This window comes from Streptomyces sp. NPDC058678 (genome assembly GCF_042714835.1).
Taxonomy (GTDB): domain Bacteria; phylum Actinomycetota; class Actinomycetes; order Streptomycetales; family Streptomycetaceae; genus Streptomyces.
This window is the reverse complement of sequence record NZ_JBHXSG010000015.1, coordinates 47,710-72,084: the sequence shown is the minus strand read 5'-3', so window position 1 is coordinate 72,084 and position 24,375 is coordinate 47,710. Positions and strand designations below refer to the sequence as shown.

Sequence of the window (24,375 nt, the reverse complement as noted above, 5' to 3'; positions counted from 1 at the left end):
TCTTCCTGGGACCACCCGGGAGCAGCCCCCGCCCATGGTTGTGCAAAACGTTTTGGATATCTAGCTTGTGCGCCATGAGCCACAGAACGCCTCCGCCGACCGACCGCCTCCTGGTGAGCGGCTGCGATGTGCTGCGCGTCCCGCCGCAGGGCGAGTGCGAGGTTCTGCGGGCGCACGACATCGTTGTGGCGGACGGAATCATCGAGGACGTACGACCGACCGGCGGCCCCTCCGGTCCGGGCGCCGCGGCCGACGTGATCGACGGGCGCGGCCTGCTGGCCGTTCCCGGCCTGGTCAACGCGCACACGCACAGCCCCATGGTGCTGATGCGCGGCGCGGCCGAGGACGTGACGGTCGAGGGCTGGTTCAACGACCGCGTCTGGCCGATGGAGTCCAACCTCACCCCCGCCGACGTACGGGCCGGGGCCAGGCTCGCCTGCGCCGAGATGATCCGCTCCGGCGTCACCGCCTTCGCCGACCACTACTTCTTCCCCGAGCAGATCGCCGAGGCGGTCGCCGAGACCGGCCTGCGGGCCGACATCGCGCCGACGTACTTCAGCAGCCGGGGCGAGGCAGCCCTGGAGGCGACGGTGAGGTTCGCGGAGGCCTGGCACGGCCGTGCCGACGGCCGGGTCACCGTCTCGCTCGGGCCGCACGCCCCGTACACGGTCGACGACGGCGACCTGCGGACCCTCGCCGGGCACGCCCGGCGGCTCGGCCTGCGGATGCACATCCACGCCGCCGAGCACCTGGAGCAGACGCGGTCCAGCCTGGAGCGGCGCGGCATCACCCCGATCCGGGTGCTGCACGAGACCGGCGTACTGGAGGCCGGCGCCCTGATCGCGCACGGCTGCGGGATCGTCGAGGACGACGTGCCGCTGCTGGCCGAGTACGCCGGCACGACCGCCGTGGCCTGCTGCCCGAAGGTGTACCTCAAGCACGCCCTGTCCCCGCTCACCCCGGTACGCGACCTGCTCGCCGCCGGAGTCACGGTCGCCGTCGGCACGGACGGCGCCGCCGGTCACAACACGCTCGACGTGTGGGAAGCGCTGCGGCTGGTCGCCCTCACCCAGAAGCAGGCGGTGCGGGACGCCACCTGGATGACCGTCTCCGACACCCTGCGCATGGCCACGCGCGGAGGGGCCCGAGCCCTCGGCCTGCAGAACGAGATCGGGGCGCTGGAGCCGGGCATGCGCGCGGACATCGCCCTGACCGACCTGTCGGGGCTGCACTGCCGTCCGCTGCACGATCCGCGCGCAGCGCTGGTCTACAGCGCCCGCGCCAGCGACGTACGGACGGTCGTCGTGGACGGCCGGATCCTGATGCGCGACGGCCGGCTGCTCACCGTGGACGAGCCGGCGCTGCTGGCCGAGGCCGACGCCCGGGTGGCGCGGATCCTCGACACCTCCCACGGGAGGGCGGTGCAGCACTATGACCCCTGAGCCGTACCAGCGGGCGGCGGTCCGGCGCCCCGCCTCCATCAAGGACGTGGCCGCCGCGGCAGGCGTCAGCGCCACCACCGTCTCCCACGTCCTCAGCGGCAACCGGCCGGTCAACGAGCACACCGCCGCCCGCGTCCGCAGCGTCGTCAACCGGCTCGGCTACGTCCCGGCGTCCCTGGCCCGCAGCCTCCAGGCCGGTTCCACCTCGGTGATCGGTCTGCTGATCCCCGACATCAGCAACACCTTCTTCGCCGAACTCGCCAAGGGCGCCGAGGACGCCGCCCACGACCTCGGCTACGGCCTGATCCTGTGCAACACGGAGTTCGACGCCGACCGCGAGGACCGCTACCTCGGCATGATCCGCAGCCGGTTCATCGACGGCATGGTGTACGCCTCGGGGTCCGCGCCGTCCCGGCGGCGACTGGAGGCCCTCATGGGCAAGTTCCCCATCGCCCTCGCCGACGAGGAGGTCGAGGGCCTCGAAGGCGCCCTCATCGCCACCGCCGACCACGAGGCGGGCGGGCGGCTGGTGGGGGAGCACCTGCGGTCGCTCGGCCACCGCCGGGCCCTGATGCTGACCGGCCCGCGCGCCCTGAAGAGCAGCAACGCCCGCGCGAACGGTTTCGTACGGGCCTTCCGGGGCGAGGTCGTCGAACGCGTCGGCGACTTCAAGGAGACCTCCGGATACGGCCTCGTCGCCAAGCTCCTCCAGGAGGGCGGGCTTCCCGAGGACTGCACGGCCGTCTTCGCCGCCAACGACCTGATGGCCTTCGGTGCCCTCCTGGCGCTGAGGGAGGCGGGACTGTCGGTGCCGGAGGACGTCTCGGTGGTCGGCTTCGACGACATCCGGGCGGCCTCGCTGGCGCATCCGCCCCTGACCACCGTCCATCAGCCGGCCTACGACGTGGGCCGCACCGCCACCGCGCAACTCCTCCAGTACGTCACCCGGGGCGAGGTCCCGCCCGCCTCCCGGCACACCCTTCCCGTCGAACTCAAGGTCCGCGGCAGCACGGCACCCGCCGCCCGCTGATCCTCACCCGACTTCAACTGCCGTCGCTCCGCACGGAGTTCCCGTGCCGATGCCCCCTGCCCCGAAAGGCGGTTCGCCATGCCCAGAGTGCTCGTTGTCGGCGAGTCCTGGTTCACCTACACGGTCCACCAGAAAGGCTTCGACGCCTTCCACACCTCCGAGTACACCGAGGGCGGAGGCGCCTTCCTCGACGCGCTCCGCTCGCGCGGCCACGACGTCACCTACGTGCCCTCGCACGAGATCCCGACCCGGGTCCCGGCCACCGCCGACGGCTTCGACGCGTACGACGTCGTCGTCATCAGCGACGTGGGCGCCAACAGCTTCCAGCTCCCGCCCGAGACGTTCAACGACTCCGTCCCCGCGCCCGACCGCTCCGAGCTGGTGCGCGGCTTCGTGGAACGGGGCGGCGGAGTGCTGATGATCGGCGGCTATCTGACCTTCAGCGGCATCGACGCCCGCGCGCGCTGGGGACGCTCCCCGCTCGCCGCCGCCCTGCCGGTGACGATCCTGGACCGCGACGACCGGGTCGAGCTTCCGGCCGGTGCCGTCCCCGAGGTGGTGGGCGAGCACGCGGTCGTACGAGGGCTGGAGCGGTCCTGGCCCGCGCTGCTCGGCCTCAACGAGGTCACCGTACGGCCGGAGGCGTCGCTGCTGGCCGAGTGCGCCGGGCACCCCCTGCTCGTCGTCGCCGACCACGGCGCGGGCAGGTCAGCGGCGTTCACCTCCGACGTGGCACCGCACTGGGCACCGCCGCCGTTCCTGGCCTGGGACGGATACGCCGAGCTGTGGGACCGGCTGGTGCGCTGGCTCGCCGGGGCGGAACTGTGACTCCCGGACAGGCGAGTACGTCCGTCACCGGAACACCCCATATCGCGGCTCGGCCGGGTGACTTCGCGCCGCTGGTGCTCATGCCGGGGGATCCGCGCCGCGCCCGGCGCATCGCCGAGACCTTCCTTCAGGACGCGCGGCAGGTCACCGACGTACGCGGCATCCTCGGCTACACCGGCAGCCACCAGGGCGTACCGATGTCGGTGCTCGCCTCCGGCATGGGCATCCCGTCCGTGACGATCTACGCGACGGAGCTGTTCCGGCACTACGGCGTGCGCAGGATCGTCCGGGTCGGAACAGCCGGCGCCATCCCCGCCTCGGTGTCCCTGCGGGACGTGGTGATCGCTTCCGCCGCGCACACCGACTCCAGCCTCAGCCGCGTTCTGGTCGACGGCCTGACCCTCTCCCTCGCCCCCTCCTACCGACTGCTGCGCGCCGCCGCGGACGCCGCCGGGCGGGAGCTCTCCGGGGCCGAGGCCGTGCACATCGGACCGGTCTTCAGCAGCGACCACTTCTACCTCGACCGCCCCGCCCTCTTCGACGCCCTGGAGCGCCGGGCCACGCTCGCGGTCGAGATGGAGGCGGCGGGACTGTACGCCGTGGCCTGCGCGGAGGGCGGCGAGGCCCTCGCCGTGCTGACCGTGTCCGACCATCTCCGCACCGGTGAGGCCCTCACGGCCGAGGAACGCGAGACGGACTTCGACCGGACGCTGCGCATCGCCGCGACCGCGCTGCTCACCGATGACTGAAATTCCCACACCGGAAATGAAACAGAAACCGGGCAGCGTAGCCAAAACGTTTTGCACTTTCTACTGTCGACGCAGCCGCCCACTCAGCAACGAAATGATCAGGAGATCGATGATGAGATACGGAAGAAGCGCCGCCATCGTGGTGACGGTGACCGGGATGCTCGCACTGAGCGCCTGCGGAGGATCGGGCGACGGAGATGATTCCGGAGCGGCCTCGTCCGGCAAGCCGCGCATCAAATTGGTGATCAATGGCGGGCTGGGCGACAAGTCGTTCTTCGACTCCGCCTACGCGGGCCTGCAGCGGGCCTCGAAGGACCTCGGCTACCAGCTCAAGGTCGTGGAGCTCGGCTCCGACCGCACCAAGTGGGAGCCCGGCTTCGAGGACGCCGCCTCGGCCGACGACTACGACATCCTGGCCGCCGGCACCTTCGACGTCACCGACTACATCGGCAAACTCGCCCCGGAATTCCCGGACAAGAAGTTCTGGGTCTTCGACGCACCGGTCGACTACAGCGGCAAGAACGGCGCCTGTTCCAACAAGTGCGAGAACGTCTACTCCGTCACGTTCAAGCAGAACGAGGGCGCTTATCTCGCGGGATTCCTGGCCGAGAAGCTGGTGGCCGCGAAAGCCCTCAAGGGAACCGAATCGCAGAAGAAGGCCGGCGTCATGGGCGGCGTGAAGATCCCGTTGATCGAGGACTTCGTCGTCGGTTTCAAGGCGGGCTTCCAGGCCGCCGGCGGAAAGAACTCCGACGTCCTCGTCCAATACGTGGGCGGCGACAAGCCGTTCGGCGACCCGGCCAAGGGCAAGGAGATCAGCACCGCCATGTACGGCCAGGGCGCCGCGCTGGTGTGGCCGGTCGCCGGGCTCTCCGGGCTCGGCACCTTCGAGTCGGCCGTCAGCGCCAAGCGGTACGCGTTCGGCGTCGACTCCGACCAGTACCAGACCCTCGCCGACCAGGCGCAGAAGAACACCGTCGTCACCTCCATCCTCAAGAACGTCGGCAACGCCCTGTACAAGGCCGCGCAGGAGGACCAGAAGGACTCCCTGAAGTACGGCGCCGTCTCCACCGTCGGCCTCGCCGAGGACGCCGTCGGTTATGTGAACGACGCCCACTTCAAGGAGTTGGTGCCGGAGAAGATCCGCACCGAGGTCCAGGAAGCCGCCGACAAGGTCAAGTCCGGCTCCGTCACGGTGCCCAGCGCCCTCTAGTCGAACGGCCTTGATGATGAACGAGCCATGGGGCAAGGACGGACCGGCCGTCGCCGCCCGCCAGGTCACCAAGACCTACGCCAACGGGGTGCGCGCGGTCCGCGCCGTGGACCTGGAGGTCCCGCCGGGCGAGATCCGGGCCGTCGTCGGGGAGAACGGCGCGGGCAAGTCCACGCTGATGAAGCTGTTCTACGGCCTGGAACAGCCCAGTGCGGGCGAGATCCTGGTCGGCGGACGGCCCCGGCTGCTGCGGGGCCCGGCCTCGGCGATCGCGCTGGGCGTGGGCATGGTGCACCAGAACCTCATGCTGGTGCCGTCCTTCACCGTCGCCCAGAACGTCGTCCTCGGTGTGGAGCCGGGCCGTCGCGGTCTGGTCGACCCGAAGGCGGCCGTGGAGACGACCGCCCGGCTCGCCGAGGAGTCCGGACTCGTCGTCGACCCCAGGGCCCGTGTCGACGAGGTGTCGGTCGGCATGCGTCAGCGCACCGAGATCCTCAAGGCACTCCACCGGCAGGCCCGCGTACTGATCCTCGACGAGCCGACCGCCGTGCTCACCCCGCAGGAGACGGAGGACCTGTTCGCCGCCGTACGCAGGCTGCGCGACGGCGGGATGACCGTGCTGTTCATCTCGCACAAGCTGCGCGAGGTACGGGAGATCAGCGACCAGGTGAGCGTGATGCGCGCCGGCTCCCTGGTGGGCACGGTCGCCACCGCCGACGCCACCGAGCGCTCGCTCGCCTCCATGATGGTCGGCCGCGACATGTCCCTGGACGTGAACCGCACCCCTGCCCGTCCCACGGACACCACCCTGCGGGTACGGAGCCTCGGCTACGAGGCCGTGACCGGCCAGTCCCTGCACGGCCTCGACTTCGACGTCGCCGCCGGGGAGATCGTCGGCGTGGCCGGCATCGAGGGCAACGGCCAGAGCGAACTCGCCGAGATCCTCGCCGGGTTGCGCCGCCCCACCGCGGGCACGGTCCACATCGACGGCACCGACACGGCCGGTCTCGACGTGGCAGGCCATCGCAGGGCTGGCATCGGCTACGTACCGGAGGACCGGCTGCACAACGGTGCCGCCCTCGACGCGTCCATCGCCGACAACCTCGTCGTCGACCGCCACGACCGACCGCCCCTCGCCCGCCGAGGAGTTCTGCACCCGGGTGCCGTACGCGCCCACGCCGAGCAGCTGATCGAGCAGTACGCGATCCGCACCCCCGACCCGTCGGTCCCGGTGCGGGCGCTGTCCGGCGGCAACATGCAGAAGGTGATCGTCGCCCGCGAACTCTCCGCCGGACCACGCCTGTTGATCGCCTCCCAGGTCACCCGTGGAGTCGACATCGGCGCGATGCGGTTCATGTACGAGCGTCTCGTCGACGCGCGCGACACGGGCGCCGCCGTCCTGCTGATCTCCGCCGACCTCACCGAACTCCTCGCCCTCTCCGACCGGTTGCTCGTCCTCAAGGACGGCCGCCTGGTCGCCCGGTTCGACGACACGACCGGCCTCACCGAGAAGCGGGTCGGGCTCCACATGCTCGGCGTCGAGGAGCACGACCGCGGCCGGCTCACGGCCGGTCTGGACAACATGGGGGAGGAGGCCCCGTGACCGCCACCCCGATGACGGCGATCGAGACCGAGGACCGCCGCCAGTACCGGGCCACCCGGCGCCGCGACTTCGCCGTCGACCTCAGCATGGCCCTGGCCACCATCCTGGCCGCCCTGGCCATCGGCTTCCTCGTCATGCTCGCCACCGGCAACGACCCGGTACGGGCCTACGAGGTGATGCTCACCGGCCCGCTCGAACGCTCCTTCCGCGTCGGCCGCTGGCTGGAGGACGCCACCACGCTCACCCTGCTCGGGCTGTCGGTCGCGATCCCCTTCCGCGCCCGGCAGATCAGTCTCGGCGCCGAGAGCCAGGTGTACGCCGGTGCGCTGGCGGCCGCGACCGTAGCGATCTTCCTGCCGCTGCCGCCTGTCGTCGCCGTGATCGTGCCGATGGCCGCGGCCGCCGCCGCGGGCGCCGGAATGGGCCTGGTGCCGGGTGCGATGAAGGCACGGCTCGGCGCCAACGAGATCGTGGCGACGCTGATGCTCAACGCCATCGCCGTCCGCGTCTACGACTACCTGGTCAACGGCCCGCTGAAGGAGTCCGGCAGCAGCGCCGTGCACTCGAAGTCCATCCAGCAGGACTCCGCGTTCACCCCGCTGAGCGACTGGTTCGGCGTCCCACTGGGCCGGGCCAACATCGGCTTCGGAGTGATGCTGCTGACCGCCGTCGCCCTGTGGCTGCTCATCACCCGCACCCCGCTCGGGTACCGCATCCGGATGACCGGCGCCAACCCCGCCTTCGCGGCGTACGGCGGCATCCGCGTGCCCCGCGTCATCGAGTGGAGCTTCGTCATCGGCGGCGCCGTCGCCGGCCTCGCCGGAGCCCATCTCGTCCAGGGCGTCTACGGACGACTGGAACCCGGGCTCGCCGGAAGCCTCGCCTTCGAAGGGATCGTGGTCGCCCTGCTCGCCAGGAACAACCCACTGGTCGTCGTGATCGCCGGACTCTTCTACTCCTACCTGCGCGCCGGGGGCGACATCATGGAACAGCAGACCGACGTCGGCACCGAGATCGTGGTGGTCATCCAGGCGGTCATCGTGCTGCTGGTCACCGCCCAGGCGCTGCCCAACCTGCTCAAGCGGCGGATCGCGCGGAGGCAGGTGGGCGTCCGATGAGTTCCGTGCTCGACGTCGTCCTCAGCAGCGCCTTCCTGGCGGCCGCGCTGCGGATCGCCACGCCGTACCTGCTCGCCGCGTTCGGCGGACTGGTCGCCGAACGCGCCGGCATCAGCAACATCGCCCTGGAAGGCCAGATGCTGAGCGCGGCCTGCACCGGTGCGCTCGTCGCCGGATACAGCGGCTCCGTCGCCGTGGGCGCGCTGTGCGGAGTCGCGGTGGCGACACTCCTGGGCGTACTGCTCGCCGCCCTCCGCCTGGAACTGGGCGCCGACGCGATCATCGCGGGCATCGGCCTCAACCTCCTCGCCTCCGGCGGCACCGCCTACGCCGTCTACAGCCTCCTCGACGACAAGGGCGGCACCTCCGGCCTGAAGAGCGGCAGCCTGCCGACGGTCACCCTGCCGGGCGTCGAGAACGTGCCCGTGCTCGGCGATGTGCTGAGCGGCCAGAACCTGATCACCTGGCTGGCCTTCCTGGCCGCGCCGTTCGTCGCCTGGCTGTTCTACCGCACCCGCTTCGGCTTCCACCTGCGGGCGGTCGGCGAGATGCCGGACGCGGCGGCCTCGGTCGGCATCGCCGTCCGGCGCGTCCAGTACACCGGACTCGCCCTCAGCGGGGCCCTCGCCGGACTCGCCGGGGTCTTCCTCAGCATGGGCTATGTCTCCTTCTTCGTACGGGACATGACGGCCGGCCGCGGCTTCATCGCCCTCGCGGCCGTGTTCCTCGGCGGCCTGCGGCCCTGGGGTGTCTTCCTCGCCGCGCTCGGCTTCGGAGCGGCGGAGGCCCTGGCCGTGCAGCTCGGTTCGCTCGACGTACCGCCGCAGCTGGTGTCGACGATCCCGTACGCGATGACGCTGGTCGCCCTCGCCCTGTACGCGTGGCGCCGCAAACGCCGGGGCCGTGCCGTGCCGGCCGCCGCATCACTCTGACGCCTCGTCACCCCCCTCTCACCGGGCTTTCCCACCCGTCCGCACCTTGCCGAGCGTGCGGGTCGGCGAGCCATGCCCGCACGCCCACGTGATGCCCCCCTTTGGAAGGAATCACCCATGCGACACAGACCCCCCTCGCGCCGCCGCAGACGCGCCCTCCTCGCCTCCCTCGCCGCGGCCGGCCTCCTCGGCAGCCTGGCCCTCACGAACGGCTTCGCGGCGGAACCGGAGGCGGATGCCTCCAGGAAGACGCAGGACGTCCGGCTCCTCGACACCCTCACGGTGCCCGCCGGGACGACGGAGTTCGGCATGCCGTTCGGCGGCTTGTCCGGGATCGACTACGACCCGCGGTCCGGCGAGTACGTCGCCGTCAGCGACGACCGCTCGGAGAACGGCAAGGCCCGCTTCTACACCCTCCGACTGCCGCTCGACGGGGCGGCCTTCGCCGGTGACAAGCCCGCCCTCGACGGCCTCACCGTGCTCGTTGACACCACCGGAGAACCCTTCGCCCCCAAGGCGGTCGACCCCGAGGCGATCCGCTGGACGCCGGGCGGCAAGAGCCTGCTGTGGACCAGCGAGGGCGCTTCTTCCGCCGGGCAGCCCGCCTTCGTCCGCGAGGCGGCCACCTCCGGCGGGTACGTCCGCGAACTGCCACTGCCCCAGGCGTACGCCCCCGTCCGCTCGGCCTCGGGCACCCTCACCGCCGGGGTGCGCAACAACCAGGCGCTGGAAGGGCTCACCCTCTCCCCGGACGGGCGCAAGGTGGTCACCATCACTGAGAACGCCCTCGTGCAGGACGGCCCCGCGGCCGGGCTGACGGTCAGGAGCCCGTCCCGGCTGCTGCAGATGGACCGTCGGACGGGGAAGCCGGAGGCCGAGCACGTCTACGAGGTCGACCCGATCTCCGACGCGCCCACCGCGCCCCTGCCGGCCCCGGTCGGCACGTACTCGGCGGACCGGGGAGTCTCCGAGATCCTCGCGATCAACGACACCGACTACCTCACCGTCGAGCGGTCCTTCGCCTCCGGTGTCGGCTTCTCCATCCGCCTCTACTGGACCAGCACCATCGGCGCGACGGACGTGGGCGGCAAGGAAGCCCTGTCCGGCACCGAGAAGCCCATGCCGAAGAAGCTGCTGTACGACTTCACGACCTCCGGCACCGACGCCGACAACGTCGAGGGCATCACCTGGGGGCCGAAGCTGCCCGACGGCTCCCGCTCGCTCGTCCTCGTCGCCGACGACAACTTCGGCTTCAACGGCAGCGTCACCAAGTTCCACCTGCTGTCCGTCCGGCCGGATCTCCTCGCCACCCGCACCCCGGACGTCAACGGTGACGGCGACGTCAACGCCAAGGATCTGGCGGCCGTCCCGACCGCCGGCGCGGCCGGAGACCTCGACGGCAACGGCCGTACGGACGCCGCCGACGTCCGGCTGTGGCTCTCGTACACCCGCGCCTTCCCCACGACGCAGAAGCCGCCGTCCACCGTCGACGTCCAACTGCTGTCCTTCAACGATTTCCACGGCAACCTGGAGCCGCCCACCGGACGCGACGCCAACCTCGGCTCCAAGCTCGACCCCAAGTCCACGCCCGTCGGCGGGGCGGAGTACCTCGCGGCCCGGCTGGGCCAGCTCCGGCAGGGCACCGACACCTCGCTGACCGTCGCCGCGGGCGACATCATCGGCGCCAGCCCCTTCCTGTCCGGCCTCTTCCACGACGAACCCACCGTCGAATCCATGGAGAAGCTGCACCTGGACGTCACCAGCGTCGGCAACCACGAGTTCGACGAGGGCACCGAGGAACTGCTGCGCATGCAGAACGGAGGCTGCCACCCCGAGGACGGCTGTTTCATCAAGAACGAGCCGTACGACGGCGCCCAGTTCCCCTGGCTGGCCGCCAACGTCATCGACCGCGCCTCCGGCAAGCCCCTCCTGGCGCCCACCTGGGTGAAGAAGGCGGACGGGGTGAAGGTCGGCTTCATCGGCATGACCCTGGAGGGCACGCCCGAGGTCACCGGCCAGTCCGGCATCAGGTCCGTACGCTTCCTCGACGAGGCCGAGACCGCCAACGCCTCCGCACGCGCACTGCGCCGCCAGGGCGTGGAGGCGATCGTCGTCCTGCTGCACGAGGGCGGCGTGCAGGCCGGATCGTACGGTCAGTGCGACGGCATCTCCGGCCCGATCGTGGAGATCGCCAAGAACCTCGACCCGGCGATCGACACCGTGGTGACCGGCCACACCCACCAGCCCTACATCTGCTCCCTGCCCGACCCGGCCGGCAATCCCCGCATGGTCACCTCGGCCTCCTCGTTCGGCCGGGTGGTCACCGAGACCCGGCTGCCGGTGGACCGCCGTACCGGCGACGTCGTACGGGACCAGGTCGCCGCGATGAACCACCTCGTCACCCGCACCGGCGCCAAGGACGCCGACCAGAGTGCCGTCATCGACAAGTGGAAGGCCCTGTCGGCGCCGCTGGCCAACCGGGTCGTCGGCAGCGTCACCGCCGACATCACCCGCTCCGAGACCCGCGACGCCGAGTCCGACCTGGCGAACCTCGTCGCCGACGCCCAACTCGCCGCCACCTCGGCACCGGAGCGTGGCGGGGCCCAGATCGCTCTGATGAACCCGGGCGGGGTACGGGCGGACCTGGTGCACGCGTCGTCGACGGGCGGTGAGGCGCCCGGCGAGATCACCTACGCGGAGGCCTTCGCCGTACAGCCCTTCGCCGGGTCCCTGGTCTCCGTGAACCTGACGGGCGCGCAGATCGAGAAGATCCTGGAGGAGCAGTTCAACGACTCCGGCACCCGGGCGCCCACCCTCATGCTCGGCGTCTCCAAAGGCCTGAAGTACTCCTTCTCACGCGGCGCCCCGGTCGGCGACCGCATCGACCCGGCGTCGATCTCGCTCAACGGCGAACCACTGAAGCCGGACGCCACCTACCGGGTGACCGCGAACACCTTCCTCGCCGCGGGCGGCGACGGCTTCACCACCTTCGCCGAGGGCACCGACACCGTCGGCGGCGGGGACGACATCGCGGCCCTCACCGACCACCTCACCGCCCACAGCCCGGTCGCCCCGCCCGGCACCGACCGTGTGAACGAGTTGCCCTGACGACGGCCCCGGCCGGAGACGTGCAGCGGCTCGGCCGGGTGGTTCCGTTACGCTGACGGTTCGTCCAATGATTGGGGTCGTCATGTCGGAGCAGTCGACGCCGGGCCCGCTGGGTACGGCGATGCGCGCGGTGACGTTTCCGGACGGGTCCCGGGGAATCATCCTGGTCAGGGCTGGTACGCCACAGGCCGAAGCGGAACTGATGGCGGCACAGGTGTGGCGGGAGACGCCCGGCAAGTAGCCACCGGCGTGGGGAGATCCTGCCCGGCATGCGGGCCGGATCCTCCGCCGTTCCCGGCAGCGGCCGTTTCCGGCCGGGCCGGGCGCGCGACGGCGCGGGTGCGCGTGGTGCGGGATCATGAGTGCGGGGTTCTCAGTGGTCCAGCGGCTTGCCCGGTGGAGGTGTGATCGTGGTGGACGAGGCGGATCGCATAAAGAACCCGTGGGGCACGCGCACCCCCTACGGCCCGGGCGCTCCGTGGCCCACACGCACCGACGCCCATCTGGCGGCCGGCGTCGCCGAGGACGAGGTGGAGCGGTGGGTGCCGTCCGCCTCGTTGCTGCACTCCAACGGTGACGCCATGGACATCGCCGTGCGGCACGGGCGGATCGTGGGTGTGCGCGGCCGTGCCGGCGACCGGGTCAACCGCGGCCGGCTCGGCCCGAAAGACCTCTACGGATGGCAGGCGAACGCCTCACCGGACCGGCTGACCCGGCCGCTGGTGCGTGAAGGCGGCCGGCTGGTCGATTCCGACTGGGACACCGCGATGGGCCGGATCGTGGCCCGCTCGAAGGATCTGCTGGAAAGGCGCGGACCGGGCTCGATCGGCTTCTACACCACCGGGCAGCTGTTCCTGGAGGAGTACTACACCCTCGCGGTGCTCGCCCGGGCCGGCATCGGCACCAACCACCTGGACGGCAACACCCGCCTGTGCACGGCCACCGCCGCCGAAGCGCTCAAACAGACGTTCGGCTGTGACGGGCAGCCCGGCTCCTACGAGGACATCGACCACGCCGACGTGATCGCCCTGTTCGGGCACAACATGGCCGAGACCCAGACGGTGCTGTGGACCCGCGTCCTGGACCGGCTGGCGGGCACCGAGCCGCCCCGCCTGGTCTGCGTGGACCCGCGGTACACGCCCGTGGCCCGCAAGACGGCCGTCCACCTGGCCCCGCGGGCCGGGACGAACGTGGCCCTGCTCAACGCGCTGCTGCACGAGGTCATCCGCACCGACCGGATCGACCGCGACCACCTCGACACGCACACTGTCGGCTTCGCGGAACTGGCCGCCCAGGTCGAGCAGTGCACCCCGCGTTGGGCGGCCCGGATCTGCGACGTGCCCGCCGCGTCGATCGAGCACGCGGCCGAGATCATCGGCGGCGCCGAGCGGCTGCTGTCCACGGTGCTTCAGGGCGTCTACCAGTCCCACCAGGCCACCGCGGCCGCCGTTCAGGTCAACAACCTGCACCTCGTCCGGGGCATGCTGGGCCGCCCCGAGACCGGCCTGCTCCTCCTGTACGACCTGCGCGAACTGCACCTGGCCGCCACGCGGAACTCACTGCACTGGGAGATGCTCGCCCAGGTCGCACAGGCCACCTCGGACGACCGGCTCCTCGGACTGGCCGGCTCCTGCCACCCCCGCACGCTGCGTCAGATGCGCTGGACCAACACGATGATCAAGGAACTTTCACCGCAGCTGCTCGCCGGTGCGTGAGCGTGGGATTCAGGATCCGTCGCCGGTGTCTTCCGCGTCATCGCGGTCGCCCTCGGCCTGAGACGGCGTCGGGTGGTCCGGAGCCGGGCCGTCGGCCGTCCTCCGGGTGTCGGTCTCGTCGGGCTCGCCTTCGGCCTGGGAGGGGGTGTGGTCGTTCATGAGCGTGCCCCCTGGGGGACGGGGCGGACGCCGGACGGATCGTCGGCCTGCCGGAAGGTCGTCGTGACCTGTCGCAGGCGCAGCCGTTCCAGCGTGTCCAGCTGGCGCCGGGCGCGTTCGAGCAGGTCGTCGAGGTGCACGGGATCGAGGCGGTCGTCGGCGTCGGCCAGTCGGCGCAACGTCCGCCAGGCCGCGGCCTTCCCCTCCACGCCCAGGCGCAGCAGCTCCACCTCCACCATCGGGGTGAGCGGAGAACGCCGGACGAGCCGGCCGTTGGTCTTGAGCCGGCCCGCCCTCTCGGCCAGTCGGCCCGCGACGATCTTGTAGCGGCGTACGGGGACGTCGAGCCCTCGCATGATCTTCAGCAGGTCCGCCCGGTCCTCGGCGATCTCGTCGCGGATCGGCCGCACCGCGTGGGCGAGCTCGGGGTCCCGCTCGGACTCGGCGTCGGCCAGCAGTCGGGCCCGGTCCACGCCGAGGGTGGCTCCGGCGAGGTGATCGTTGAGGTAGATACCGAGCAGGTCCGTGTCGGTCAGGTTGGGGCGGTCGTCCATCAGGCCCCTCCCTTCGTGATCGGCGGCGCCTCGGCGACGTCGACGCGGTGCCGAGTACCCCGAGGGACCCGGGCACACGCCGTGCCCCGAGCGGACGGTGGGGCACCCCGCGGCGGTCCGGGAAGGTTCCCTGCGATGCCGGAGGTTGCTGGTGTGGGTGGGCAGCCAGGAGGAGACGGCCCGCTCCTATCGCGCGGGCCCGCTCTACCGGCTCACCCACCTGGCCGCCGGGCTGACCGAAGTCGTCGGAGTCCAGGACGTCATCGACCTGGTCGCCGACCAGATCACAGGTGCGTGCGACCGAGCAGCGCACCGACGACGTGGCACTCCTGGTGCTGCAGTACGGAACGGGCAGCTGACAGCCGAGATGACTCGGCGGTGACGGGTACCCGGTCCGCTGCGGAGGCGGACACGAGGCGTCCGGCTCGGGCAGATGTGAGGAGGTACGGGATGCGGTTGCGAAATCACGTGGTGGTGGTGACCGGAGCGTCCGGCGGGATCGGACAGGCCACGGCCGAGGCGTTCGCGCGCAGGGGATGCGCCGTGGTGCTGGCCGCGCGCCGCGAGGAGGCGCTGGAGGCGACCGCCCAGGAGTGCGCGAAGCATCGCGGGGCACGGACGCTGGTCGTGCCGACCGACACGACGGACGTCAAGGCCGTCGAGGACCTGGCACGGCGTGCCGTGGAGGAGTTCGGCCGGATCGACGTGTGGGTCAACAACGCGGCGGTCAACGCCTTCGGCCGTTTCGAGGACGTGCCGCTGGAGGACTTCCGCAAGGTCCTGGACGTCAATGTGATGGGCTACGTGCACGGGGCCCGAGCGGCTCTGCGGGTGATGCGGCAGCAGGGGACGGGCACGCTGATCAACATCTCGTCCATCGTGGGTGCCGTCGCACAGCCGTACAGCCACCCCTACAGCATGTCGAAGCACGCCGTCCAGGGGCTCGGATCGAGTCTTCGGCAGCAACTGCTGGTGGAGGGGGTGAAGGGCATCCACGTGTGCACGGTGATGCCCGCGACCATCGACACCCCGCACTTCGAGCAGGCCGCCAACTTCACCGGGCGCAAGGTGGTCGCCATGCCCCCGGTCTACACCCCCGAACGGGTCGCCCGAGCCGTCGTGGACCTTGTCCGGCACCCGCACCGCGAAGTGGTGGTCGGGCCCGCGGGCCGGGCTCTGGTGCGTCAGTCCCGGATGGCACCGGGACGCGCTGAGCGGGCCATGGCGCGGCAGACGGACAAGACCCATCTGTCCCGTGACGAGGAAGCTCCGGCCACGCACGGAGCGCTGCACGTACCGGCTCCCGGCGAGGGAGCCGTGCACGGCGGCTGGGGCGGGCGACGGCGCACCGCGATGCGCAGGACGGCCGTCGCCGCCGCGGTGGCGGGAGCGGCCGTGACCGCCGGCCGCCGGGTGAGTCGGAGCCATTCGGGCTGACCGGCACCCGGCCGTGAGCGGTTCGCCTCGGGCTGACCGGCACCCGGTCGCGGGGGGGGGGGGGCGCGGGGACGGCGCCACCCCCCCGGGGGGGGGGGGGCACCACCCCCCGCAGCCCACCCCACCACGCGGGGGGGGCCCGCCCCCCCCCCGGGCGGGGGGGCGGCCCCACCAATCGGTGCGCCCGCCCACCGGCCGTCGGCGGGTCCCCCGCGGGCGGCCCCCCCCCGGGGCGCGCTGGGTTCCCCGTCGCCCCGCGCCCAACCGCTCCGTGAGCGTCGTCCTCAGCCGCCCTGCTCCCTCACGGTCGCATCGAGGGCGGCCGCCAGCGCATCGGGGTCGTCGGCCGCCGACGGGTCGGCGCGCAGGCGTTCCCCGAGATCCCGGCCGGCCACCACCCGCATCGCGCCGCGACAGCGCTCCGAGTCCAGGTCCGGCGCCGGAACCACCTCGGGCCGGCCGCGGAGCAGCACCAGCACGGCGTCGTCCTCACGGTTCAGTAGCTCGCGGACATGCCCGCCGGTGATCATCCGATGGTTCCCTCCTCCTGGTTCAGCCCCCGGGTCCAGCTCCTGGTTCAGCCCGCCGCCCCCACGGCCAGGTGAGCGGGTGCCGGTACACGAACCGCCTCGTCGCGCCGGGGCGGCCGCTCGGTGACGTCCTCGACCAGGTCGGCGACCGCTTCCGGACCGGTGAGCAGGGACAGGAACATCTCCTTGCGCACGCGGTGGGCCCGCCCGTCCAGGGTGTGCACGGCTCCGTGGCCGAACAGTGTGCTCAGCACCGGACCGGGAAGCGCCGTCCGGCGCTCCACATGCCGCTCGTCGTAGAAGAACCGCACCGCTTCAGGCCCGTGCAGGGCCACGGCGTGCCGGCCCATCAGCCGGGTCCGCACGACGGGACCGGCGGCACGGCGCCGGCGATCGGGCAGCCAGGCGTACCCCTTGGCGAGGAGGGCGAGTGAGCTGTCGGCGATCGGGGGGCGACGACTTTGATCAATGGCTCGCCGAGTGCCCGTCGGCCTCGACCGGAAACGGGACCGGATCGCCGCCGGTCACGGCGGTGCCGCACTCACGGCCGGGGATCGGTGCGCTGCCACCGTGGGCGTGCGTCACCGCCTCGGCGTCCGGCGACGGAGGCGCAGCGCGGGCACTGGCGCCGTACCCGGTGCGCGGCTCCGCCGGATTCCGGGAAGGTGTCCAGCCAGACGACGTGCGGGAAGCGGATCAGCCGCGAGCGGCTGAGGGAGAGACGGCAGACGGTCTGGTTCATGCCCGGCTCCCAGGCGTGGACCTCACCCGCGGGCAACCGGCGTCGGCCCTCCTCCTCGTCGGTCCACTGTCCGGAGGCGGCCACGGCGTACTGCTTGACGCGTCCCATGGCGTGCGCGGGTACCCTGCGGCCCGATCCGTGAATCGGCAGCCCGCGCTCAGGCCGATCAGGGGTGGTGGCGGTGCTCGAGGTAGGCGAGTACCGCCTGGACCCGGCGGTGACCGCTGCCGGCGGCGGCCAGGCCGAGCTTCGCGAAGATGCGTCCGATGTGCTTGTGGACGGCGTTGTCCGTGACGGCCAGTCGGTCGGCGATGGCGGTGTTGTCGTGCCCTTCGGCCATGAGGGCGAGCACCTGGTGTTCACGCGGGGTCAGGTGGGACAGGGGGTCGTTGTCATGGCGGAGCAGGAGTTGGGAGATGACCTCGGGATCCATCGCGGTGCCGCCGGCGGCGACGCGGCGCAGCCCGTCGGTGAACTCCGCGACCCGGCTCACCCTGTCTTTCAGCAGGTAGCCGATGCCCCCTTGGCCGTCGGAGAGCAACTCCCGGGCGTACTCCCGCTCGACGTACTGCGACAGCACCAGCACCGGCAGGCCCTCGTGCACCCGGCGTACCCGCAGGGCGGCGTGGATCCCCTCGTCCTTGAACGAGGGCGGCAGCCGTACGTCGACGATCGTCACGTCGGGCCGGTGCTCGGCGACGGCGGCCAGGAAGGCGGGGCCGTCGCGGGCGACCGCGGCGACCTCGAAACCCTTGGCGGCCAGGAGCAGCTCCAGACCGCTGGACAGCAGCACGTTGTCCTCGGCGATCACGACCCGCACGGCACCTCCACGGCGATCCTGGTCGGGCCGCCCTGCGGGCTGGTGATCCGGACGGTGCCGTCGAGGGCCAGCACACGGCGACGGATCCCGGCGATGCCGGTGCCCAGCGTCTCGTCCGCGCCGCCGATCCCGTCGTCGCCGACCTCGATCGACAGCCAGGCGCCCGTACGTCGGACGTGTACCTCGGCGTGGGTGGCGCGGCCGTGCTTGGCCGTGTTGGTGAGCGCCTCGGCGACCACGAAGTAGGCCACGGACTCCGCCGCGGCCGGGACCGCGTCCAGCGTCCCGACGTGGAGCCGGGTCGGCACGACGGAGTCGGCGGCCAGCGCCGCCAGCGCTCCGCCCAGGCCGCGGTCGGCCAAAATCGGCGGATACGTGGTGCGGACCACGGTCCGCAGCTCCGTCATGGCCTCCTCGATTCCCTCGTGCGCCTCTCTGAGCAGCCTGGTCACGCTCTCGGGAGCGTCGGTGAGCGACTCGCGGGTCACCCCGAGCCGCACCGCGACCGCCACCAGCCGGGCCTGGACGCCGTCGTGCAGATCACGCTCGATCCTCCGCAGCTCGGCGGCGTGGGCGTCCAGGGCCCCTGCCCGCGTCCGGGTCAGTACCTCCACCCGCCGCGCGAGCCTTTCGGTGGCCGAGGGCAACAGCAGCGCCAGGCAGACCCGGGCGTGCGCACGCGCCAGCAGCGGGCCGCCCCACCAGGCCGTCGTGGCGAGAAAGCCGGCCTGCAACGGTGCCGCGGTCAGCGCGAGCGGCCAGCCGGTCACCGGCACGTCGCCGATCAGATGCGGCCCCGCACCGGCGGGAAACACCCACCACAGCGTCATGGCCACCACAGCCGTGAAAAGGTTGCCCACGCACAACAGGACGGCCAGGCCGAACGGCAGCCCCGTGATCACGTGCGCCACCGGCCACAGCAGACCTCGGCGCGCGCCCGGATCGGTGCGCATCCGACGCCACCAGACGCGGGGTCCCCCGGGCGGGGCCGCCGGCCGGGCCGGAACCGCGACGCCGAGCAGCCGCCCGGCGCGCCGCCGGTGCCAGTCCCCCCAGGCGCGCGCCGGAGCCGGCAGCAGGAGCAGCGGCAAGGCGACGACGGTGGCGAGGGAGGTCAGCAGACAACCGAACAGGTAGGCCGTGCCGTGCAACGGCTGTGCCCATCGTCTCGGCACGCCCGCCCCCTTCCGCCCGCCGGCCGAGTACTCAGTATCGGGGCACAGCACCGGTGAGGGGAGTACAGCTGCCTGTACCTTCGGTCGGCGGTCAGCTGCATTCTCCGGGCGCCGAGGCGGACCTAGCGTCGCGGTCATGACGAAGAAGACACGACTCGGCACCCTGGCGCGACGGTTGGGTGCACCCGGCGCCGCGCTGGCCCTGGCGGCCTCGGGCACCGCCGCGCTCGCCACGGACGCCCCGGCCTCGGAGCTCGCCGGTTTCCACCGGCAACAGGTCGGCTGGGCGGACTGCCGGCAGGGACGGGACGACGAACTGGGCACCGACCTGGACCGGGCCGGGGCCCGATGCGCCCGGATCACCGTGCCACTGGACTACACCCGCCCGAAGGGCCGGACGATCAAGATCGCCATATCGCGGCTGCCGGCGACCGATCAGGCCCATCGGATCGGCACCATGGTGCTCAATCACGGCGGCCCCGGCGAGCCGACCCTCGGCATGCCTTTGGAGACCCGCGCGCACCTGGGCAAGGTCGGCGCACGCTACGACCTGATCGGGATGGACCCGCGCTTCGTGGGCCGCAGCACCCCACTGGACTGCGGGTGGCCCGTCGGCCTGTGGATACGCTCGGCCGGATCCGACCGGGCGGGATTCGACCGGCAGATCGCCTTGCAGAAGGACCTCGCCGAACGATGCGAGCGTCGGCACGGCGACGTACTGCCGCACGTCAACACCCGTAACACCGCCCGGGACATGGACATCGTCCGCAGCGTGCTGGGGGAGCGCCGGATCTCCTACCTCGGCTATTCCTACGGCGCCTATCTCGGTGCCGTCCACGCGCAGATGTTCCCCGGCCGGACCGACCGGATGGTCCTCGACAGCGCCGGTGATCCACGCCGGTGGGGCCCCAGGCCGCTGATCGGCACGGAACCCTCCTCGGAACGGGCCCTGCGGGCCTGGGCCTCGTGGACCGCGGCACGGCACCACGACTACGGCCTGGGCCGTACCCAGCGCGCCGTGCTCGCCACCGTGGAGCGGATCGTCCGGGTGTCCTCGACGCGTCCGCTGCGCGTCGGCTCCTACACCGTCGACGAGCAATTGATCCCGTATCTGGTCTACGGCGGCGTCGGCAGCGACCACGACCGGGCGCGTGCCGGGTTCGCGTCCACCGTGCGCGTGCTGGACGAGGCGGCGAGCGGGGCCACCGTCGCCCCGAACCCCGAACTCGAGGGGGCTTTGCGGTTCACCCTGGACGCCGCGACCTCGCCCCTGGTGAGCCCGGCGGCCGCGATCATGTGCGGTGACGGCGCCGCCCCAGGTGACCCCGAGGTCTACTGGAACGACATCCAGCAAAGCCGGACCAGCCACCCCCTCTTCGGGCCGATCACCAACAACATCGCCCCGTGCGCCTTCTGGCCCGCACCACCACGCGAGCAACCGACCAGGATCGCCAACCGGGCCGCGGCACTGATCGTCTCCGCCACCGGCGACACCGCCACCACCTACCGGGGCGCCAAAGCCCTGCACCGACAGATGACCGGCTCCCGCCTGCTCACCCTGCGCGGAGCCATCGCCCACGGCATCTACGGCGAGTACGGCAACGACTGCGTCGACCGGAAGGTCAACGCCTACCTGGAGTCCGGAACGCTCCCCACCAAGGGCCTGACTTGCCTCAAGCCGTGAACGAAGCCGCGAGCGGCCCGCCGTCCCGATCGCGCGGCGCGCGGACCGTCCCCGGCCCCCAACTGCGCCCCGGAACCGGGCTTGTCGCCGTCTCCCGGGTCTGGCACGATCGCTGCGCCCGTCATTCACCATTCCGGGGTGGCGGCCGTCAAGGAGGTCCGGTGTACAGGCGCTGGCTGTTCCTCTCGGCTGCCGCGGCGCTCATAGTCGCCTCCTTGGTAGTGGTGCTCCTCCCCGACGACGGCGAGGACACCCGGCACGCCGCGCCCACGCCCGTTGCCGGCACCTCGGCGGATCTCCCGACCGCGACAGGGTCTCCGCGTCCCTCCGCCGCCGCGACCACCGCGTCGGCCAAGCCCTCGGCCAAGGCCACTTCACGGACGCCGTCCGCCGCCGCGACCACCGCGTCCGCGAAGCCGTCGCCCCCGGACGCCCCGCAAGCGGCGTCCGCCGGCGCACCGTTGGCGGGACGCATACGGCCCGACGTCACCTACGAGGGAGTCGCCACCTTCTACGACTCGGACGGCGGAGGCGCCTGCCTGTACGACCCGAGCGACGACGTCATGACCGGGGCGATGAACTCCACCGACTACGAGTCGGCCAAGGCCTGCGGCGCGTACGTGTCCGTACGCGCCGCCAACGGGACCTCCATCACGGTCCGCATCACCAACGAATGCCCGGGGGAGTGTGCACCGGGGCAGATCGACCTCAGTGCGGAGGCCTTCGCCGCACTCGCCGACCCGACGCTCGGCCGGATCGCGATCACGTGGAAGCTGGTGAGTCCCGGCAGCTCCGGCACGATGTCGATCCGATACAAGACCGGGTCCAGCCGCTACTGGTGTGGCGTCCAGGCCATAGGCCACCGGAATCCGGTGGCCCGTCTCGAGGTCCGCGCCGGCGGCGGCTGGCGTCAGCTGTCCCGTACCGACTACAACTACTTCATCTCCGAAGACGGCACCGGGTGCGGCGGCGCGATCAGGGTCACCGACATCTTCGGAGAACGACTCACAGTCGACGGGCTCGCGATCCGTCCGAACGTCGTACAGCCCACCAGGGTCCAGTTCGCCGCGCACTGACCCAGCCGCCCGGTCGTGCTCCCTTGTCACCTCGTGTCGTCGGGGCAGCCCGGGTCGCCGCCCTCCGCCCGTAAACGGTGAGGCGCCGCACGCAGTGCGTCCAGCCCTCCGAGTGCGCGACGCGGGCGCCTGCCCCCGGGCTCGGCCCTGCTCCACTGCGCGGCGGCCCGTCGGGGTGTGTGCGGCACTCCTAGGAGGATCCCGGCCTTCTCCCGCTGTCCAAAGCACGGCAAGTTCGCAGGTGAACGATCCGTTGGCGGGGCTTCTGCCCCGACTGAGCAAGGAGGACGCGGTGACCCGGACAACCTCGGAGATCACGGAGATCACGGAGATCACGGAGCAGGACAGCCGGAAGGTCGTACTCGTCACGGGTGCCACGAGTGGAATCGGCGAAGGCATCGCCAGGCGGCTTGCTGCGGAAGGGCACCACGTCGTCGCCGGCGGGCGTCGGGAGGATCGGCTGACCAGCCTGGCCAAGAGCGTCCGCGCTGACGGCGGCAGCATCGACGTACGACGTCTCGATGTCACCGACCGGGCCGACATGGCCAGGTTCGTCGACGAGACCGTCACCGCTCGGGGGCACATCGATGTGATGGTCAACAACGCCGGTGTCATGCCGCTGTCGCGGCTCGACTCACTGCTGGTGGACGAGTGGGACCGGATGGTGGATGTCAACGTCAAGGGGCTGCTGTACGGCATCGCTGCGGCCATGCCGCATTTCCAGCGCCGGAGCAGTGGGCACATCATCACCATCGCGTCTATCGGTGCCTACTCCGTGGTTCCCACGGCAGCCGTGTACTGCGCCACCAAGTACGCGGCCTGGGCGATCACCGAAGGCCTGCGGCAGGAGGCTGACCCCTTCATCCGGGTCACCACCGTCTCGCCGGGCGTCGTTGAGTCCGAACTGGCCGGAACCATCACCGAACCCGGCGCCGCGGCGGCGATGAAGGCTTACCGCTCGGCTGCCATCCCGCCCGATGCCATTGCGCGAGCTATCTCCTATGCGATCAGCCAGCCCGCCGATGTCGACGTCAACGAGTTGGTCATCCGGCCGGTGCGGCAGCGCCCGTAGCGTTCTCGGCCGCCCGGCCGCCCGGCCGCCCGGCCGCCCGGCCGCCCGGCCGCCCGGCCGCCCGGTCGCATGGCCTCCGGTGCGGGGTCGGGGGGCGTTCCTCTCGGACGGTGGTGCGGTCCTCGGGGTGATCGGCGCTGGGCGTGACATCGCGCCCCGCGGTGAAGTGGGCTCGCGGGTGTCGAGCGCGTGCGGTCTCCGGGGAGGGAACGGCCCGGAGAGATTCAGTCGCCGGTGGCGAGGTCCTGCTGCAAAGGATCCGAGGCTTGTGCCGTCTCGGTCGCGGTGAGGCTGCCGAGCAGTGACAGCGCGTGGGCGGAGGGGCTACCGGACTCGGCCTGGTAGACGACGAGTTGTTGACCGGGCGCGCTGTTGATGGTCAAGGACTCGTAGTGCAGGGTGAGTTCCCCGACGACCGGGTGCCGGAAGCGTTTGGTCTCATGCCTCTTCTGGCGGATGTCATGACGCGACCACAACGTGCGGAACGCTGCGCTCTTGAGCGACAACTCACCCACCAGCTCGATCATTTGCGGATCGTCGTAATCGGTTCCCGCTGCCTCGCGCAGACCGCCCACCGTGTTGGCGGCGACCCGGTCCCAGTCCGGGTAGAAGTCCCGGGCGTCGGGGTCGAGGAAGACGAGCCGCATCAGGTCCCCGCTGAAGGTGTGGCCGGCGAACAGGGCACCGCCGAGCGGGTTGTGCGCGAGCACGTCCATACAGCGCCCCAGAATCACGGCAGGCGTCCCGGTCCAGGTGTTCATCATCTGCAGCAGAACGGGACTCACCCGCTGACGCCGGACGTTCTTGCGGACACGTCCCGGGACGGGCCGGGCCAGTTGGTGCAGATGGGCCGTCGCGTCGTCGTCCAGCAACAGTGCCCGGGCCAGCGCGTCGACCACCTGTACCGAGGGGTTCCGCTCGCGGCCCTGCTCCAGGCGTATGTAGTAGTCGGTGCTCAGCCCGGCCAGCGCCGCCACTTCCTCCCGGCGCAGACCCGCCACACGGCGGTGGCCGGTCACGGGCACGCCCTGCTCCTCGGGCTGCACAAGACCGCGTCGGGCTCGCAGGAACTGTCCCAGCAGGTTGTCGCTGTCCATGCCGTCGACAGTAGCCCCGCACCCCGTCCCATGCGGCCGCGCGAGGGTGGCCGCGATACTCCTACGCTCGTCGGACTCAGGCCTGTGGCCGGCCGAGTTCGTTCGCGCCGGCGGTCATGTCCTGGGTGCCGATGACGGAGAGAAGTCGCAGCTGGGCGGCGCCTTCGGTGCCCGGTGGGGCGCTGAACCAGAGCAGGCGCCGGCGACCGTCCTCGCTGCACAGGCTGTCGCACCTGCGGCCGTCAGCCGACGCGCACAGGTGCCTGCAGGACCTGGTCGTGCCCGGTCCGG

At 71.6% G+C, this 24,375-nt stretch carries 22 protein-coding genes and 3 pseudogenes; 16 read left to right on the top strand and 9 right to left on the bottom strand.

Annotated elements, in window-relative coordinates:
• Positions 1–74 precede the first annotated feature (74 nt).
• From ACFWWR_RS16370 to ACFWWR_RS16320, 11 genes and pseudogenes are all read left to right on the top strand, one after another.
• On the top strand, positions 75–1,442 hold the full coding sequence (locus tag ACFWWR_RS16370) for an amidohydrolase (protein WP_383876365.1): 1,368 nt from the start codon (positions 75–77) through the stop codon (positions 1,440–1,442).
• Positions 1,432–2,472: a LacI family DNA-binding transcriptional regulator gene (locus tag ACFWWR_RS16365; protein ID WP_383876362.1), complete on the top strand. Its 1,041-nt coding sequence runs from the start codon at positions 1,432–1,434 to the stop codon at positions 2,470–2,472. Before ACFWWR_RS16370 ends, ACFWWR_RS16365 begins: the two co-directional genes overlap by 11 nt.
• Positions 2,473–2,550: 78 nt before the next feature.
• Entirely contained in the window at positions 2,551–3,300 is a 750-nt protein-coding gene (locus ACFWWR_RS16360) for a glutamine amidotransferase (RefSeq protein ID WP_384303801.1), read from the top strand.
• Positions 3,297–4,049, top strand: coding sequence for a purine-nucleoside phosphorylase (deoD, locus tag ACFWWR_RS16355; protein ID WP_383876358.1), 753 nt, complete (start codon positions 3,297–3,299; stop codon positions 4,047–4,049). The genes ACFWWR_RS16360 and deoD overlap by 4 nt, the downstream gene beginning before the upstream one ends.
• A gap of 112 nt (positions 4,050–4,161) precedes the next feature.
• Positions 4,162–5,262: a BMP family protein gene (locus ACFWWR_RS16350; RefSeq protein ID WP_384303798.1), complete on the top strand. Its 1,101-nt coding sequence runs from the start codon at positions 4,162–4,164 to the stop codon at positions 5,260–5,262.
• 13 nt (positions 5,263–5,275) lie between these two features.
• Positions 5,276–6,865: an ABC transporter ATP-binding protein gene (locus ACFWWR_RS16345; RefSeq protein ID WP_384303795.1), complete on the top strand. Its 1,590-nt coding sequence runs from the start codon at positions 5,276–5,278 to the stop codon at positions 6,863–6,865.
• The gene (locus tag ACFWWR_RS16340; RefSeq protein ID WP_384303792.1) at positions 6,862–7,983 is read left to right on the top strand and encodes an ABC transporter permease; all 1,122 of its coding nucleotides are present in this window, start codon (positions 6,862–6,864) and stop codon (positions 7,981–7,983) included. Before ACFWWR_RS16345 ends, ACFWWR_RS16340 begins: the two co-directional genes overlap by 4 nt.
• Positions 7,980–8,915: an ABC transporter permease gene (locus tag ACFWWR_RS16335; protein WP_383876348.1), complete on the top strand. Its 936-nt coding sequence runs from the start codon at positions 7,980–7,982 to the stop codon at positions 8,913–8,915. The genes ACFWWR_RS16340 and ACFWWR_RS16335 overlap by 4 nt, the downstream gene beginning before the upstream one ends.
• Positions 8,916–9,032: 117 nt before the next feature.
• Positions 9,033–12,023: an esterase-like activity of phytase family protein gene (locus tag ACFWWR_RS16330; RefSeq protein ID WP_384303790.1), complete on the top strand. Its 2,991-nt coding sequence runs from the start codon at positions 9,033–9,035 to the stop codon at positions 12,021–12,023.
• A gap of 67 nt (positions 12,024–12,090) precedes the next feature.
• Positions 12,091–12,264 (top strand): hypothetical protein, encoded by a 174-nt coding sequence (locus ACFWWR_RS16325; protein ID WP_383876342.1) that lies wholly within the window; start codon positions 12,091–12,093, stop codon positions 12,262–12,264.
• 169 nt (positions 12,265–12,433) lie between these two features.
• Positions 12,434–13,534, top strand: a pseudogene (locus ACFWWR_RS16320) (molybdopterin-dependent oxidoreductase); the annotation flags it as partial.
• 213 nt (positions 13,535–13,747) lie between these two features.
• Here ACFWWR_RS16320 and ACFWWR_RS16315 read toward each other — a convergent pair.
• Together ACFWWR_RS16315 and ACFWWR_RS16310 are read right to left on the bottom strand one after the other, a co-directional pair.
• On the bottom strand, positions 13,748–13,897 hold the full coding sequence (locus tag ACFWWR_RS16315; RefSeq protein WP_383876335.1) for a hypothetical protein: 150 nt from the start codon (positions 13,895–13,897) through the stop codon (positions 13,748–13,750).
• Positions 13,894–14,451 carry a hypothetical protein gene (locus tag ACFWWR_RS16310; RefSeq protein ID WP_384303787.1) on the bottom strand — a complete coding sequence of 186 codons (558 nt, stop codon included), beginning with the start codon at positions 14,449–14,451 and terminating at the stop codon, positions 13,894–13,896. Before ACFWWR_RS16310 ends, ACFWWR_RS16315 begins: the two co-directional genes overlap by 4 nt.
• Before the next feature lie 157 nt (positions 14,452–14,608).
• Here ACFWWR_RS16310 and ACFWWR_RS16305 point away from each other — a divergent pair, with 157 nt between their 5' ends.
• Both ACFWWR_RS16305 and ACFWWR_RS16300 read left to right on the top strand, forming a co-directional pair.
• Positions 14,609–14,833, top strand: a complete 225-nt coding sequence (locus tag ACFWWR_RS16305) for a hypothetical protein (protein WP_384303784.1) — start codon at positions 14,609–14,611, stop codon at positions 14,831–14,833.
• Between the two features lie 68 nt (positions 14,834–14,901).
• Complete coding sequence (locus tag ACFWWR_RS16300) at positions 14,902–15,888, top strand: SDR family oxidoreductase (RefSeq protein ID WP_383876328.1); 987 nt, start codon at positions 14,902–14,904, stop codon at positions 15,886–15,888.
• Positions 15,889–16,172: 284 nt separating this feature from the next.
• On the opposite strand, the gene ACFWWR_RS16295 is transcribed toward ACFWWR_RS16300, so the two are convergent.
• From ACFWWR_RS16295 to ACFWWR_RS16275, 5 genes and pseudogenes are all read right to left on the bottom strand, one after another.
• Entirely contained in the window at positions 16,173–16,418 is a 246-nt protein-coding gene (locus tag ACFWWR_RS16295) for a hypothetical protein (RefSeq protein WP_384303781.1), read from the bottom strand.
• 122 nt (positions 16,419–16,540) lie between these two features.
• Positions 16,541–16,864, bottom strand: a pseudogene (locus ACFWWR_RS16290) (cytochrome P450); the annotation flags it as partial.
• Between the two features lie 95 nt (positions 16,865–16,959).
• Positions 16,960–17,268: a hypothetical protein gene (locus ACFWWR_RS16285; protein WP_384303778.1), complete on the bottom strand. Its 309-nt coding sequence runs from the start codon at positions 17,266–17,268 to the stop codon at positions 16,960–16,962.
• Positions 17,269–17,326: 58 nt separating this feature from the next.
• A complete protein-coding gene (locus ACFWWR_RS16280) occupies positions 17,327–17,980 on the bottom strand; it encodes a response regulator (protein ID WP_383875820.1) in 654 nt (217 codons plus the stop codon).
• Entirely contained in the window at positions 17,968–19,155 is a 1,188-nt protein-coding gene (locus tag ACFWWR_RS16275) for a histidine kinase (RefSeq protein ID WP_384303775.1), read from the bottom strand. The genes ACFWWR_RS16280 and ACFWWR_RS16275 overlap by 13 nt, the downstream gene beginning before the upstream one ends.
• 136 nt (positions 19,156–19,291) lie before the next feature.
• On the opposite strand from ACFWWR_RS16275, the gene ACFWWR_RS16270 reads away from it, so the two are divergent.
• The 3 genes from ACFWWR_RS16270 to ACFWWR_RS16260 all read left to right on the top strand — a co-directional run bounded on the left by ACFWWR_RS16270 (position 19,292) and on the right by ACFWWR_RS16260 (position 22,987).
• Complete coding sequence (locus ACFWWR_RS16270; RefSeq protein ID WP_384303772.1) at positions 19,292–20,839, top strand: alpha/beta hydrolase; 1,548 nt, start codon at positions 19,292–19,294, stop codon at positions 20,837–20,839.
• A 161-nt stretch (positions 20,840–21,000) separates the two neighbouring features.
• Positions 21,001–21,915 (top strand): expansin EXLX1 family cellulose-binding protein, encoded by a 915-nt coding sequence (locus ACFWWR_RS16265; protein WP_384303769.1) that lies wholly within the window; start codon positions 21,001–21,003, stop codon positions 21,913–21,915.
• Between the two features lie 322 nt (positions 21,916–22,237).
• Positions 22,238–22,987, top strand: coding sequence for an SDR family oxidoreductase (locus ACFWWR_RS16260; protein WP_384303895.1), 750 nt, complete (start codon positions 22,238–22,240; stop codon positions 22,985–22,987).
• 224 nt (positions 22,988–23,211) lie between these two features.
• Here ACFWWR_RS16260 and ACFWWR_RS16255 read toward each other — a convergent pair whose 3' ends face one another.
• Positions 23,212–24,084 carry a helix-turn-helix transcriptional regulator gene (locus ACFWWR_RS16255; RefSeq protein WP_384303766.1) on the bottom strand — a complete coding sequence of 291 codons (873 nt, stop codon included), beginning with the start codon at positions 24,082–24,084 and terminating at the stop codon, positions 23,212–23,214.
• Positions 24,085–24,160: 76 nt separating this feature from the next.
• Positions 24,161–24,316, bottom strand: a pseudogene (locus ACFWWR_RS16250) (transcriptional regulator); the annotation flags it as partial.
• Positions 24,317–24,375 lie beyond the last annotated feature (59 nt).

Coding starts and splice junctions, on each gene's coding strand:
- ACFWWR_RS16295 (WP_384303781.1), bottom strand. CDS start 16,418: ATGATCACCGGCGGGCATGTCCGCGAGCTACTGAACCGTGAGGACGAC.
- ACFWWR_RS16360 (WP_384303801.1), top strand. CDS start 2,551: ATGCCCAGAGTGCTCGTTGTCGGCGAGTCCTGGTTCACCTACACGGTC.
- ACFWWR_RS16330 (WP_384303790.1), top strand. CDS start 9,033: ATGCGACACAGACCCCCCTCGCGCCGCCGCAGACGCGCCCTCCTCGCC.
- ACFWWR_RS16300 (WP_383876328.1), top strand. CDS start 14,902: ATGCGGTTGCGAAATCACGTGGTGGTGGTGACCGGAGCGTCCGGCGGG.
- ACFWWR_RS16255 (WP_384303766.1), bottom strand. CDS start 24,084: ATGGACAGCGACAACCTGCTGGGACAGTTCCTGCGAGCCCGACGCGGT.
- ACFWWR_RS16285 (WP_384303778.1), bottom strand. CDS start 17,268: ATGGGACGCGTCAAGCAGTACGCCGTGGCCGCCTCCGGACAGTGGACC.
- ACFWWR_RS16315 (WP_383876335.1), bottom strand. CDS start 13,897: ATGAACGACCACACCCCCTCCCAGGCCGAAGGCGAGCCCGACGAGACC.
- ACFWWR_RS16365 (WP_383876362.1), top strand. CDS start 1,432: ATGACCCCTGAGCCGTACCAGCGGGCGGCGGTCCGGCGCCCCGCCTCC.
- ACFWWR_RS16310 (WP_384303787.1), bottom strand. CDS start 14,451: ATGGACGACCGCCCCAACCTGACCGACACGGACCTGCTCGGTATCTAC.
- ACFWWR_RS16350 (WP_384303798.1), top strand. CDS start 4,162: ATGAGATACGGAAGAAGCGCCGCCATCGTGGTGACGGTGACCGGGATG.
- ACFWWR_RS16370 (WP_383876365.1), top strand. CDS start 75: ATGAGCCACAGAACGCCTCCGCCGACCGACCGCCTCCTGGTGAGCGGC.
- ACFWWR_RS16345 (WP_384303795.1), top strand. CDS start 5,276: ATGATGAACGAGCCATGGGGCAAGGACGGACCGGCCGTCGCCGCCCGC.
- ACFWWR_RS16335 (WP_383876348.1), top strand. CDS start 7,980: ATGAGTTCCGTGCTCGACGTCGTCCTCAGCAGCGCCTTCCTGGCGGCC.
- ACFWWR_RS16325 (WP_383876342.1), top strand. CDS start 12,091: ATGATTGGGGTCGTCATGTCGGAGCAGTCGACGCCGGGCCCGCTGGGT.
- ACFWWR_RS16270 (WP_384303772.1), top strand. CDS start 19,292: ATGACGAAGAAGACACGACTCGGCACCCTGGCGCGACGGTTGGGTGCA.